Source organism: Oceanispirochaeta sp., from assembly GCF_027859075.1.
Classification (GTDB): domain Bacteria; phylum Spirochaetota; class Spirochaetia; order DSM-2461; family DSM-2461; genus Oceanispirochaeta.
Genome location: NZ_JAQIBL010000285.1, coordinates 1 through 11,402, shown reverse-complemented (window position 1 = coordinate 11,402; position 11,402 = coordinate 1). Strand labels below are relative to the sequence as shown.

The window sequence follows — 11,402 nt, the reverse complement described above, 5'->3', positions numbered from 1 at the left end:
TGAGGGTTCCTTCTTCTTCCATTTCTCTTATAACATTGATAATCCTTGCTTCAGCGTCATCAATATCTTTGATTTTGATTCTACTTCCACTCTCCAGCAGTTCATTTATTTCAGTTGATTTGGCTTCTGGGATTCTGCTCCGTATTTTTTCTTTGACCGCCTCATCGACAACCCGCAGGGGGAGTGCCAGATCAGCCGCTGCCGCCTTCTCCAGAAGGAGGGCGAAAGATTCATCCTTCATCCATTGGATGTCCTCAAAAACAAACATCCTGGTCTTTAACTTTTCACAGAGCTCTTTATCAAGCAGATACAGTTCTGACAGGACAGATTTTTCAAGTTCCCGGCTTGAGCGGCTGAGAATTGAAGCGGCAAGGCCGATGCCTTCTCTTTCAGGTTCCCTGCTGTGGCACATCCCGCTCAATTGCTGCCTCAGCTCGGGGATTATAATTTGAAGAATCCTGGGGTCAATATGGTTAATAGAACTGATTCTAACGATCAGATTTGCCTGTAAATCCAGAGAAAAGCGGCTCAGAAAGTCAGCACTGATTTCATTCTCCATTCTGGAGAGGAGGAGAGCCGTGAGCTGAGGAAAATCATTCTCCAGGATGAGATACAAGTTAGAAAGATCCTCTAATCCAATAAAATCCAGGGATGTATTCTCAGATATGGTAGGTTTATCATCCTCAGGATGGCCCAGAAATATCTGATCGTTCAAGTGGTCCTGACTTCTGATGATCTCATCCATCCGGAGACTCAGTTCTCCCCTTGTTCTGCTGACTAAATTTGACAGCTCTGAGATTTTAGTATGAAGAGAATCGGGGGAGGCATCGGAACTTCCCATTTTTGATAATGCCAGCTGCCCCGAATTCTCATTGACCGGGAGAGTGAGGCTCCACTTTTTTTTCAGTTTTTTAAAATGAAGCCCCATCAGGGGCTCTCCTCCCATTTTCAGTACTCCTTTGCCTGCTGAAAAATCTGGTAATCCTATAAGATTGCCTTTTTTCAGCCCTCCCAGAGACTTTAAATTGAGTCTTGTGCCCCTGGTCAGGACGACAGTTTCCAGATCCAAGGCAGATATTTTCTGTTTTATCTCCGGTGCCCCTTTTCTCTTAAAATTAAAATACCAGCGGGCTGAGAGTTTATTCATGATAGGTTCGATGGTTAAATAGGGAATGCAGAACTGTAACTGTCCTTTTTGTTCTGCAATAATCACATCCAGAGACACCAGGATCACCATCTCAGAGGGGGGCACAATCTGAACAAATTCAGGATTATGTTCCAGTTCAGGGCTGAGCTCCGCTGTCATATCAAAAACATCTTTCCAGGCTTCTTTTAAATTCTTGAGCAGTCCTTCCATGACAGACATCATGACCTGACGGCTCACTTGAGTCAGTTCATGTTTCAATATTTCTGTCTTTCCTGTTCCCCCATACAAGCTGTCACAAAGGACAGAACTCAATACGGGATCTACCTCCATTAAACTCGAACAGACCAGAGGTTTGTACTGTGTAATTCCCAGGATTGTAGGGTTGGACAGTGAAGATATGAATTCTCCAAAGGTCATCTGGTCTACACAGTACAATTGCATCTTGACCTTCTGTCTGAGCTGGGCCGAGAGGGAGGTGGTGCTGAGCCTGGCAAAATTCTCATAGATCATAGCAATCGTTCTGATCTGCTCTTTTGATAACTTGTCAGGCCTGGAAAAATCATATCCTCGGAGAAGATGTTCTTCCGATTTTCTATGCATCCGGGGAAGGATCTCTGAAGATTGTACTTTCTCGCCTTCCATCCCTATTTCTCCCACTTTATTAATTCTGTGATCCTGATACCGAAGTTTTCATCTATGATAACGACTTCTCCCCGGGCAATCTTTTCACCCGCAGCCACCAGATCAACAGGTTCGCCGGCAATCTTTTGAAGCTCAATAATACTCCCCTGGTTTAGGGAGGCCAGATCTTCCAGACTTAAGCTGTTTTCCCCTAATACCACCTGAATTGGAACCCTTACATCATTAATTCTTCCCAGTGTCATCTTTTAACCCTCACAGCTTATTGATCTCTTTGATCTTAAAAAAATATTGACCCCATCTGCGAACGATCCGCCCCAGGGCTATGACCTGACCGTGGACTTCCAACTCATAAAGACCTTCCTGAGGCAGGAGAAGCTCCATTTCGCCGGATGGAAGCTTCCTCTCAAGATCCTCCGGCTTCAGGACGGATCTGCTTAAGATGACCTCTGTATCAACAAAAATCTTCTGTGCCAGTGCAGATTGTTTCAGGAAATTCTTCAACATCTCTCTTTCTCCCTCTTTCCCTGTATTATTTCACATTATAGTGAACTCCTATGTCACTATTTTTACCTGGATTTTATTTTTCTCCGATATTCACCGGGGCTCATGGAATGCAGCTTTTTAAAATACCTGTTAAAAAAGGAAACATTGTTATAACCGACAGCAAACGCTATATCCAGGATGCTCATTTCGCTGTTTTTAAGAAGCCTGCAGGCTCCCTCTATTCTGAGGCGATTTATATATTCAAAGAGGGCTATTCCTGTCTGTTCCTTGAAGACTCGGGAGAAATAGGATGGATTGTAAGCGCATCTGTGAGCCAGTTCATTCAGTGATAAAGATTGGTCATAGTGATCATGGATATACTGAACCGTGTCTTTAACCGACCATAGAGGAGATGCCTCAAGAAAGACTGAAGTCTTCTCTTTCTTCATCTGCCCGCATCGAAGGATCTGCAGTATAATTTCCAGAAGATACAGCTCTGTAACGGATTGAGAGTCGGCAGCACAAAGGGTCAGCTCCTTATGAATCCTCCAAAAGATCTGTTCTGTCAGAGTATATTGATCCTGATCCAGCCGGAAATGGAGGGGAGTCTTTGATATAAGCGGGGAGTTCAGAATCCTTTGCACCCGTGAAGCGTAGGGATTTTTTAGCAGTTCCATCAGCAAGGATTTCCCAAGGATGAGAATGAGGGTTTTCCCGTATCCTTTCATCTTGTTTCCGCGGTCCTGGGGGATAAAAGATAGGGATTTCCCCTCAATAGTATAACTCTCTTCTCCAAGCTGCATTTTGATTGATCCTTCATCCTGAAGGAGAACCGCCAGAAGGGATGAGTCTTGTGAAGAGGGAAATAACTCAGAGTTTTTGAAGCCTTTGTTCTGATATTGAAGCAGTCTTACCGACTGATGAAGGTTCATTATTGAAGAGTATAGAGCAGAATCCTGCCGCGGTCTTACACTATTTATAAACCTGCTTTATCAAAACTGTACTTTTCGTTGTCATCCTGAATCCTAAAACCGGGCTCCCGCTTCCAGACCCCAGCGGATAAATCCCTGGGAGCTGAAATAGTCATTTGTAAATCCCTGAGATGTTTCTTCACCAAAGAGGTACACTTCAGGGATCATTGTTACTCCCACTCTGAAAGCCTCCCCATGGTAGAGGTCCACACCCAGACCGGCACCCAGAAGCAGGCCCCCCAGAATATCAGATTTGATCGTATCATCCCCGGAAGTCAGGGCATTCTGGAACTCCCAGAACAGGTACAGTCCACCTATGCGGGCCAGGGCAAAGGGTGAGAATATCTGCAAATCAGGAAACATATAGTACCGGCCTTCCAGACCGGCATACAGGGCAAAAGAATTATCCTTAATGCTTTCTGAGAGGGCATGAGTGGAATACAAATTCAGATTATCAAAACCGCCAAAGAGATAAACTTCCCAATGATTTATTCTGTCTCCAATGAGAATCTCCCCATTGAAATCAGAACTGAAATAGGGGCGTGCCCTCAGGCTTCTGCCGCCTCTTAAGAGAACATTTAGAGTCATCGGTTCTGAAGGACTCCTCGTTGCATCTTCTGTATCGTATAAATCATCCTGATCCTCAGATTCATCTTCATCCGGATCTTCATCATCCTCTGTCCACCAGGATGAGTCGTCTTCATCTGGAACTTCCCGATCACCTTCGTTTTCATCCCGGCTCTTATCCATGGCTCCGCTGAGACTGCCCCTGTTATGAGTGGATGAGGTGGTACAGGATGTGAGGAAGGTCAGGATCAATAGTAAAAGAATCAAGGATCTGTAGAGTTTCATAGAATATAATATAAACTTTATTAGATATCAGCGAAAGAATTTCTGAACCATAAAATCATATTAGGATAGAGAAATTGGTGGTAATATGGGCGTATGAAAATCGACAGGCTCCTATCCATGATTCTTCTGATGCTCAAAAAGAAAAAGATAACCGCCTCAGAAATGGCGGCTTATTTTGAAACAAGCCTGAGAACGATATACCGGGATATAGAGACCCTCTGCCTTGCGGGAATCCCCATTGTTTCAGAACCGGGAGTCCATGGAGGCTATTCCCTCATGGAAGGATTCACTCTGGATAAACAGGTTTTTAAAGTGGATGAAATCCTGGCATTGATTGCCGGTCTGAAGGGCCTGGAAGCCGTCTTTGACAGACAGTCTATTCGTCAGACCCTGGAGAAAGTCGAATCACTGGGCAAGACCCAGGAAACGGCCCCTGTCCTGGAAATCGATTTTTTTGGTTGGGGAGAAGGAAACCGTATCCGTCATGATGTTCAGAATCTGTATAAGAGCATCGGTCAGAGCCAGTGCCTTCGCTTTCAGTATACAAACTTGAATAATCAGTGCCATACGAGAACAGTTGAACCCCTCAAATTGTTTTATAGGGGAAATAACTGGTATCTCCTGGGTTATTGCCGCCTCAAAGAGGACTATCGATTCTTCCGGGTTTCCCGAATCCTGAATTTGGAGATCCTTAAGGAGACCTTCATCCCCAGAGAGTCTGCCCTTCCTGAGTGGAAACCCGAATCTCATCTCAAAGACGATCGCAAGCCCGAGAAATTACACCTCCGAATTTCACCAGGGGGTGTTTCCAAAGCCAGAGAGTACTTTTCAAAAAGTAATATTGAAATGATGGAAGACGGCAGTATCGAAATCAGGGTTTTATACCCTCCCGATGAATGGGTATACAGCTATCTCCTCAGTTACGGAGAACATCTGACTGTTCTGCAGCCAGCCGGATTAAGAGAGGAATTGATCAGAAGATCAGAAGTATTCCTGAATAAAAATAAATCACTGACATACTGATGTCAGCATTCCCAGTCTAGGATGACTCATCTTATTCAAGGAGAGTCCCATCATGGAACAGAAACTAGGGAAATGCGGTATAGACTGCAATCAGTGTAATGCTTACAAAGCCACAATGGAAAACAGTGATGAATTGAGGAAAAAAACGGCAGATGAGTGGTCCAGAATGTTTGGAGCCGTCATCGATCCGGCCAGTATCAATTGCGGAGGCTGCCAGGGAGAAGGCGCGCTCTTCAGTCACTGCCAGGTCTGCGGTATCCGCAGCTGTGCCTCGGAGAAAGGACATCAGACTTGCGCCGACTGCCCGGATTACGGCTGTGAAAAGGTTTCAGCCATCTGGGCCCATGATGACAATATCAGGAAGAACCTGGAACCACTGAGGGGTTGATGATTCAAGACCCTCTCAAAATGTTCACAGCATTTTATGCTTTAAGAACCAGGGAGGGTCAGGAAGTTGTCGATCAGGAATCGGTGAATAAAATGGTCCAGAAAGACATCGACCAGGGGGCCACCATTTAAATTGCTTGTCATGAAAGTCTTCATGGAAGTTTATAAAATTTATTGACCTCCCTTGACGAGCGGTTTATAAGTGAAGGAATATGAATCGTAAATCCTCAAAGACCAAAAATCCTGTTCACCATGTTGTTGTCATCTCATTGGATGCTCTGTCTGAATCCGAGTGGCCCCTGATCCCCTTTATGCCCCATCTTTCCCGGCTGATGGCAGAAGGCTCCTGGTCACGGAAGCTCCAGTCTGTTTTTCCGACCCATACCTATACAGCCCATACCACCATGGTGACCGGGGTACATCCGGACAAACACGGGATCATTCAAAATCACCCATTCCAGCCCTTTGTGCCCCCGCATAATCAGGAGTGGTACTGGTATCAGAGACAAGTGAAGGTCCCCACAATCTATGATCTGACCAGAAAGAGCGGCTTAAAGTCGGCAGGACTCTTCTGGCCGGTGACTGGGAAATCATCCATAAACTGGAATATTCCCGAAATTCTGGCTCTGGAAGGGGAGAATCAGGTACTCAAAATACTTAAGAATAGCTCTAAGGCCTTTATGTTGAACCTGGAGCGGAGAATCGGTAAAAAAAGGGTCAGTACTAAACAACCGGATTTTGATGATTTTGTAGCCTTGGCTGCAAGCGAAACCATTAAGAGGAAAAAACCAAACCTCACATTGATCCACCTGTGTGATCTGGACAACGCCAAACACACAAGCCGCATTGAGAGCCCTGCCGTCAAGGCTTCACTATTGAGGCAGGACAGGCGTGTGGGAGAGATCATGGAGGCTGTCCGGGCTGCCGGGATGGAAGAGAGAACCGCTTTTATACTCCTGGGAGACCATGGCCAGTTCAGCATTGACACCAATATTCACCTGAATAATCTGCTCAGAGATGAGGGCCTTATCTATGAGGAAAAGGGCGAGATGAGGTGGAGAGCCTATCTGCAGACCACAGGAGGAAACGCTTTTCTCCATCTGAAAGAGGGAGACAGCGAGGCAGAACTGAGGGCTCTTGAAGTGCTGAAAAAGGCCGCAATACAGGAAAAATATGGGATACAGACTATCTATAACAGGAAGAACCTGGATGATTTCAGAGCGGCTCCAGGAATTCAGTATGGTATCGAGGCCAGAGCCGGATTCAATATTGATGAAACCCTTTCAGATGAAACTATTGAGGACTATGGAAAAAAGGGAATCCTCTATGCCAACCATGGCTATTCCCCGGATAAAGAAGGCTACAAATGCCTCTTTTTTGCCTGTGGGCCTGGTTTCAAGGCGCAAAATAACCTTGGCCCCATAGAAATGGTTGATATAGCCCCCACGATTGCCGAACTGCTGGGACTCAGATTTTATGACTGTGACGGGGTATCCCTGGCTTCAAGCCTCTTTAATGACGAAGTTCTTTCCACCAAAACCGAATGAATTGTTACAAATAGATTCATAGAGCAAGATAGAATCTTAGAGTGAGTCACCTACACCAGCTTCATTAGAATACTAAATGGGTTCAATCCCCATCATTTCATCCTTTGTTTGATCTCCCGCCCTGAATCGGGAAGGGCTCAATCCCATCTTCTGTTTGAACTGCCGGGAAAAGAAGGCCGTATCGCAATAGCCCAGCTGTTCGGCGATAACGGATATGGAATAACAGCTTGTCTGTAGAAGGGCGCGGGCTTTGTTCAATTTTCTGCTGAGAAGATACGCCCGGGGGGACATCCCTTTTTCCAGTTGAAAGATCCGGGAGAAATGCTCCCGGCTGCTGCCGAAAGAGTCAGCCATGTCTTCGACACTCACATTCCCATATTCTTTTTCCGAGATGTACCGGATGGTTTCAGAAATTCGATAACCCCAGTCAGAGATTGAACATTTTTCGACCCTGCGGGAGACTTCCGCTTCCTGAAGGGCCGCCTTGAGCCATAAAAGAGCTCCTTTTTCATCATCCATTTCCCGGCAGGATACAATCCTCTGGCACAGCTCATCGTAGAAGGAGGGGGCTCGTACGGACATCCTGGCGAACTCATATGAGGGAAGTGATTCAAAATGAACCGCATACACCTGCAGTGGATTTTGAGGATCGTGACCGGCAATATAACGGTCTCTCCCCATCAGAAAGAAGAGATCTCCCCGTTTGAGCTTATATGTCCCTGAGGGGGTCTGAATCGTTCCGGACCCTCCAGAAATATACCAGAGATCCGAGTCCGTCCAGCCAGTGGCGGCTGTGTCCCAGGTCCAGTCGGGATAACAGACATAGAAGGCGGCACTGTTAATCTTGAGCATAAGATCACAATAATACAAAATAAAATCATATAAATCAATTCAAATTACAATTGAAGTCTCTATAATTCAAATCAGGAGTGTCCCATGGAAATTGAAAGACAGGAATACATTGATTACATGACCTTTAAAAAAGTCGGAAAACCCATCTTTGTGGAGCTTTTCGGCCCCCTGGTGGGACTGCCTGAAGAGTGGGCGGCTCAGGGAGCTACTCCCGAAGAAATCGGTATGACAGCCTTCGGCTTTGATTCTGTCCGGAGGCATGATATCGAGATAAACACCGGCCTGCTGGATACAGGAGTAGACCAGGTGCTGGATGAAAATGAGGAGTATGTGATCACTCTGGACAGCCTCGGCCGGAAAATGAAAATGATAAAGGCCACGGCCACCCTGCCTCTTCCTTTAAACCATCCTGTGACCGATATGGACAGCTGGCTCACAATCAAACATCGCTATGAGTTCCGGGAAGATCGTCTGAGCCCTGATTGGGAGCAGAATGCCCGAACCGCCCTGGAATCGGGTGCCCTTCTGGTCGCCGCCATACCCGGAGGTTTTGACGAACCCCGGCAGCTTTTGGGAGAAGAAAATCTCTGTTATGCCTACTATGAGCAGCCCGAGCTGATTCACGATATTCTCAGCACCATCGGGGATACAGCGTATAGGGTGCTGGATCTCGTCAGCGCCAAGATTCGGGTGGATCAATTGTCGGTGCATGAGGATATGGCGGGGAAAAGCGGCTCCCTCGTCGGACCGCTGCAGATAGATGAGTTTATCGCCCCCTATTACCGGAAAGTCTGGGATCTGTTGGAATCCCGGGGAGCAAAGATTTTCAGGCAGGATTCAGACGGGAATATGAACAGTGTCATAGACAGTTTCCTGAAGGCCGGGGTGACCGAAATGTACCCCATGGAGCCTGCGGCGGGTATGGATATCGTGGAAATCCGTAAAAAATACGGAAAGAAACTTGCCATGTCCGGAGGGATCGACAAGCATGTGCTCCGGCAGTCCAGGGAAGCTATCCGGAAAGAACTGGAGTATAAGCTTCAGCCTCTGATGCAGGAGGGGGGTATGATCTTCGGTCTGGACCACCGCATCACCAACGGAACGCCTCTGGAGAACTACAGATACTATGTAAAGACCGCCCGGGAACTCCTGGGACTGGACCCCCATCCTGAACCAGGCTGGGCCCGTATGGCTTTCTGAATCAGTCAGCAAGAATCAGGGGAACAAAAGAGAATCCGTACACAGTCTTTGTCTCAAGACCCTCGGAAGTTCGCCGAACTGTCCAAATTGAATGATCTACGGGAATAACCATGATTCCTCCATTTTTCAGTTGATTCCCCAGGGCTTCTGGAAAATGGTCTGCCGATGCGGATACCAGAATCCGGTCATACTTCTTACCGGGCATCCCCGGGTCAGGACCGCTTGGATGTATACGGGCTGGAAGATCAGGATATTTTGCCAGGTTTCCCCGGCCGAAAGACACCAGTTCCGGAAGACGTTCCAGACCCAGGACCTCTCCCTCCGAACCAACGATGGCAGCCAGAAGAGCGGTGGTCCAGCCCGATCCGCTGCCGATATCCAGAACAGACTGACCAGGTTCAATTTGCAGAAGGTTGAGCATAAAGGCCACAGTGTAAGGTTGGCTGATGGTCTGGTTCCAACCGATAGGCAGAGGAAAGTCCCCATAGGGATTACTGGTGAATTCAGGAAGTACAAAGTCAGCCCGGTTTATCCTGCGAAATGCTTTTTCAATATCCGGATTTTCGAGGACGCCCTGATGCCGCAGGTGGATGATCAGATCCTCCAGGGATTTCATAAGGATTCCTTCATACCTGAATATTAATAAATCTTGACGGAACTGTCGAATTTATCTTCTTTGAAGCAAACTGGTTTCGTTTCCAACAGGATCAAAAGGGCTTCTCACACCCAATCTGTTTTTGCTGGCTATGTGGGTGTATATCATCGTTGTCTCTACCGAAGCATGACCCAGTAGAACCTGAATCGTTCTGATATCATAGCCAGACTCCAGCAGGTGAGTGGCAAAACTGTGTCTCAAGGTATGGACGGTCGCTCTTTTCGTTATCCCCGCCCTTACGACAGCAGATCTGAAACTTCTTTGCAGGCTAGACGGGTGCATGTGATACCGCAGGGGTTTGGATGTGTAGGGGCAGAGGGAAAAATCCCGGGATGGAAAAAGCCAGAACCAGTTCCACTCAACAGTGGCATTCTTATATTTACGCATCAATGAGGGAGACAAAGGGACACCCGGCCAGTTCTTCTTCCTGTCTTTTTCAAAGAGTTGACGGCTCATTTCCATTTGATGCACCACATCCTGAATCAAGGCTACTGGCAAAAGAGTCTCACGGTCTTTATTCCCTTTACCCTGGACAATGTGGAGCGCCGGCTTCTGTAGATCCATATCCTTGATTCTGAGTGACAGGCATTCATTCAAGCGTAGGCCTCCGCCGTAAATAAGTGACGCCATCAGTTTGTGTTGATCATTGAGCAAAGACAGTATAGAAAAGATTTCTTCCCTGGTAAGGACTACAGGAAGCCGGGCCGGGATTTTAGAGCGAATCGTCTTTTCCAGTCCGTCAATCGGAGTTTCCAGTATATTCCGGTAAAAAAAGAGCAGAGCATTGAAGGCCTGATTCTGAGTGGAAGAAGACACATGCTGCTCAACTGCCAGGTAGGAAATATAATTTTTCAGATCCTCACTTCCCAACTGGAGGGGATTTTTGCGGCTGAAATGGGCAAATCGACTCAACCACTGCATATAGGCTTTTTCTGTCTGCAATGATTTATGCCTGAGTCTGAGAATGTCTTTCATCTGCTGAGTCACCAGATCCCAATTTCCCCGGTTCTTTGGGAGAGCACAGGCATCTTTGTTTTTCATGGTTCTGTAATATTCAAAATGTTTAACAGCATCTACTGCCTGATCAATTTGCCAGGGTGCGTAGCTTTCCACCATGAATTTCTGGAATCCTATCAAGCTTCCATCATTATTTTGTTTCCCCAGGAAACTTTGATACAGACTGATCCATTGCAGGTAGTAGGGGATGGCTTTGGGTTTAATAGATGATTTCTGCTCCAGATAGTCTTTATAGGTCATTTGATCCCTCCTGTATTATATAGGTCTGTATTTCAACTCCTGCTTCATTTTAAAAAAGAATCTTCCAAACTCTTGAGTCTGGATAACTCTGGATTCTGGCTAGTTATATAGGCAGATGAGGACCTTGATTCATGGGGCCTTTTAAAGAGAAAAACAGGAAACCTCATGTTTCCATTATGGATTTTGCTAGAATGTATTTGTTCTTTATATAAGGTAAATATTTATATTTAAAGAAATTAAAGAGATAAGTTAATATTTGAATATGTATTTCTACAAATCTGTAATGATGATACAATGGTTCATGTATGAGAGTTGCTGAATTCTTGAAAGTGGACCCCAAATAACTCGAATTAAGAATTATATCGATTCCATATAAGTAATTATGT

The 11,402-nt window shown here is 46.1% G+C and carries 13 protein-coding genes; 5 read left to right on the top strand and 8 right to left on the bottom strand.

Annotated elements, in window-relative coordinates; translation table 11 throughout:
- From PF479_RS15855 to PF479_RS15835, 5 genes are all read right to left on the bottom strand, one after another.
- The coding region (locus PF479_RS15855; protein WP_298008435.1) for a FliG C-terminal domain-containing protein at positions 1 to 1,789 on the bottom strand (1,789 nt) is incomplete at its 3' end.
- Positions 1,790 to 1,791: 2 nt separating this feature from the next.
- Positions 1,792 to 2,031 carry a flagellar motor switch protein FliN gene (fliN, locus tag PF479_RS15850; RefSeq protein ID WP_298008433.1) on the bottom strand — a complete coding sequence of 80 codons (240 nt, stop codon included), beginning with the start codon at positions 2,029 to 2,031 and terminating at the stop codon, positions 1,792 to 1,794.
- A 10-nt stretch (positions 2,032 to 2,041) separates the two neighbouring features.
- Positions 2,042 to 2,293, bottom strand: coding sequence for a hypothetical protein (locus PF479_RS15845; RefSeq protein WP_298008430.1), 252 nt, complete (start codon positions 2,291 to 2,293; stop codon positions 2,042 to 2,044).
- A 62-nt stretch (positions 2,294 to 2,355) separates the two neighbouring features.
- Positions 2,356 to 3,075, bottom strand: a complete 720-nt coding sequence (locus tag PF479_RS15840) for an AraC family transcriptional regulator (RefSeq protein ID WP_298008427.1) — start codon at positions 3,073 to 3,075, stop codon at positions 2,356 to 2,358.
- Positions 3,076 to 3,297: 222 nt separating this feature from the next.
- Entirely contained in the window at positions 3,298 to 4,095 is a 798-nt protein-coding gene (locus PF479_RS15835; protein ID WP_298008426.1) for a hypothetical protein, read from the bottom strand.
- Positions 4,096 to 4,188: 93 nt separating this feature from the next.
- On the opposite strand from PF479_RS15835, the gene PF479_RS15830 reads away from it, so the two are divergent.
- The 4 genes from PF479_RS15830 (at position 4,189) to PF479_RS15815 (ending at position 7,052) form a co-directional block, all read left to right on the top strand.
- Positions 4,189 to 5,118 (top strand): YafY family protein, encoded by a 930-nt coding sequence (locus PF479_RS15830; protein WP_298008420.1) that lies wholly within the window; start codon positions 4,189 to 4,191, stop codon positions 5,116 to 5,118.
- 52 nt (positions 5,119 to 5,170) lie between these two features.
- Positions 5,171 to 5,506 (top strand): DUF3795 domain-containing protein, encoded by a 336-nt coding sequence (locus PF479_RS15825; protein WP_298008418.1) that lies wholly within the window; start codon positions 5,171 to 5,173, stop codon positions 5,504 to 5,506.
- Entirely contained in the window at positions 5,506 to 5,637 is a 132-nt protein-coding gene (locus PF479_RS15820) for a hypothetical protein (RefSeq protein ID WP_298008417.1), read from the top strand. Before PF479_RS15825 ends, PF479_RS15820 begins: the two co-directional genes overlap by 1 nt.
- Before the next feature lie 80 nt (positions 5,638 to 5,717).
- Positions 5,718 to 7,052: an alkaline phosphatase family protein gene (locus PF479_RS15815; RefSeq protein ID WP_298008415.1), complete on the top strand. Its 1,335-nt coding sequence runs from the start codon at positions 5,718 to 5,720 to the stop codon at positions 7,050 to 7,052.
- Between the two features lie 72 nt (positions 7,053 to 7,124).
- Here the strand turns inward: PF479_RS15815 and PF479_RS15810 are convergent, their stop codons facing one another.
- Complete coding sequence (locus PF479_RS15810) at positions 7,125 to 7,904, bottom strand: AraC family transcriptional regulator (RefSeq protein WP_298008411.1); 780 nt, start codon at positions 7,902 to 7,904, stop codon at positions 7,125 to 7,127.
- A gap of 84 nt (positions 7,905 to 7,988) precedes the next feature.
- Between PF479_RS15810 and PF479_RS15805 the strand changes: the two genes are divergently transcribed.
- On the top strand, positions 7,989 to 9,104 hold the full coding sequence (locus PF479_RS15805) for a uroporphyrinogen decarboxylase family protein (protein WP_298008409.1): 1,116 nt from the start codon (positions 7,989 to 7,991) through the stop codon (positions 9,102 to 9,104).
- 1 nt (position 9,105) lies between these two features.
- Here the strand turns inward: PF479_RS15805 and PF479_RS15800 are convergent, their stop codons facing one another.
- Together PF479_RS15800 and PF479_RS15795 are read right to left on the bottom strand one after the other, a co-directional pair.
- A complete protein-coding gene (locus PF479_RS15800; protein ID WP_298008407.1) occupies positions 9,106 to 9,720 on the bottom strand; it encodes a hypothetical protein in 615 nt (204 codons plus the stop codon).
- Between the two features lie 51 nt (positions 9,721 to 9,771).
- Positions 9,772 to 11,016: an integron integrase gene (locus PF479_RS15795; RefSeq protein ID WP_298008404.1), complete on the bottom strand. Its 1,245-nt coding sequence runs from the start codon at positions 11,014 to 11,016 to the stop codon at positions 9,772 to 9,774.
- Between the last annotated feature and the right edge of the window lie 386 nt (positions 11,017 to 11,402).

What these genes read in the sequence shown, in the direction of transcription:
- PF479_RS15840 (WP_298008427.1), bottom strand. Translation starts at nt 3,075, where the DNA reads ATGCAGCTTGGAGAAGAGAGTTATACTATTGAGGGGAAATCCCTATCT.
- PF479_RS15820 (WP_298008417.1), top strand. Translation starts at nt 5,506, where the DNA reads ATGATTCAAGACCCTCTCAAAATGTTCACAGCATTTTATGCTTTAAGA.
- PF479_RS15805 (WP_298008409.1), top strand. Translation starts at nt 7,989, where the DNA reads ATGGAAATTGAAAGACAGGAATACATTGATTACATGACCTTTAAAAAA.
- PF479_RS15830 (WP_298008420.1), top strand. Translation starts at nt 4,189, where the DNA reads ATGAAAATCGACAGGCTCCTATCCATGATTCTTCTGATGCTCAAAAAG.
- fliN (WP_298008433.1), bottom strand. Translation starts at nt 2,031, where the DNA reads ATGACACTGGGAAGAATTAATGATGTAAGGGTTCCAATTCAGGTGGTA.
- PF479_RS15810 (WP_298008411.1), bottom strand. Translation starts at nt 7,904, where the DNA reads ATGCTCAAGATTAACAGTGCCGCCTTCTATGTCTGTTATCCCGACTGG.
- PF479_RS15845 (WP_298008430.1), bottom strand. Translation starts at nt 2,293, where the DNA reads ATGTTGAAGAATTTCCTGAAACAATCTGCACTGGCACAGAAGATTTTT.
- PF479_RS15800 (WP_298008407.1), bottom strand. Translation starts at nt 9,720, where the DNA reads ATGAAATCCCTGGAGGATCTGATCATCCACCTGCGGCATCAGGGCGTC.
- PF479_RS15795 (WP_298008404.1), bottom strand. Translation starts at nt 11,016, where the DNA reads ATGACCTATAAAGACTATCTGGAGCAGAAATCATCTATTAAACCCAAA.
- PF479_RS15835 (WP_298008426.1), bottom strand. Translation starts at nt 4,095, where the DNA reads ATGAAACTCTACAGATCCTTGATTCTTTTACTATTGATCCTGACCTTC.
- PF479_RS15825 (WP_298008418.1), top strand. Translation starts at nt 5,171, where the DNA reads ATGGAACAGAAACTAGGGAAATGCGGTATAGACTGCAATCAGTGTAAT.
- PF479_RS15815 (WP_298008415.1), top strand. Translation starts at nt 5,718, where the DNA reads ATGAATCGTAAATCCTCAAAGACCAAAAATCCTGTTCACCATGTTGTT.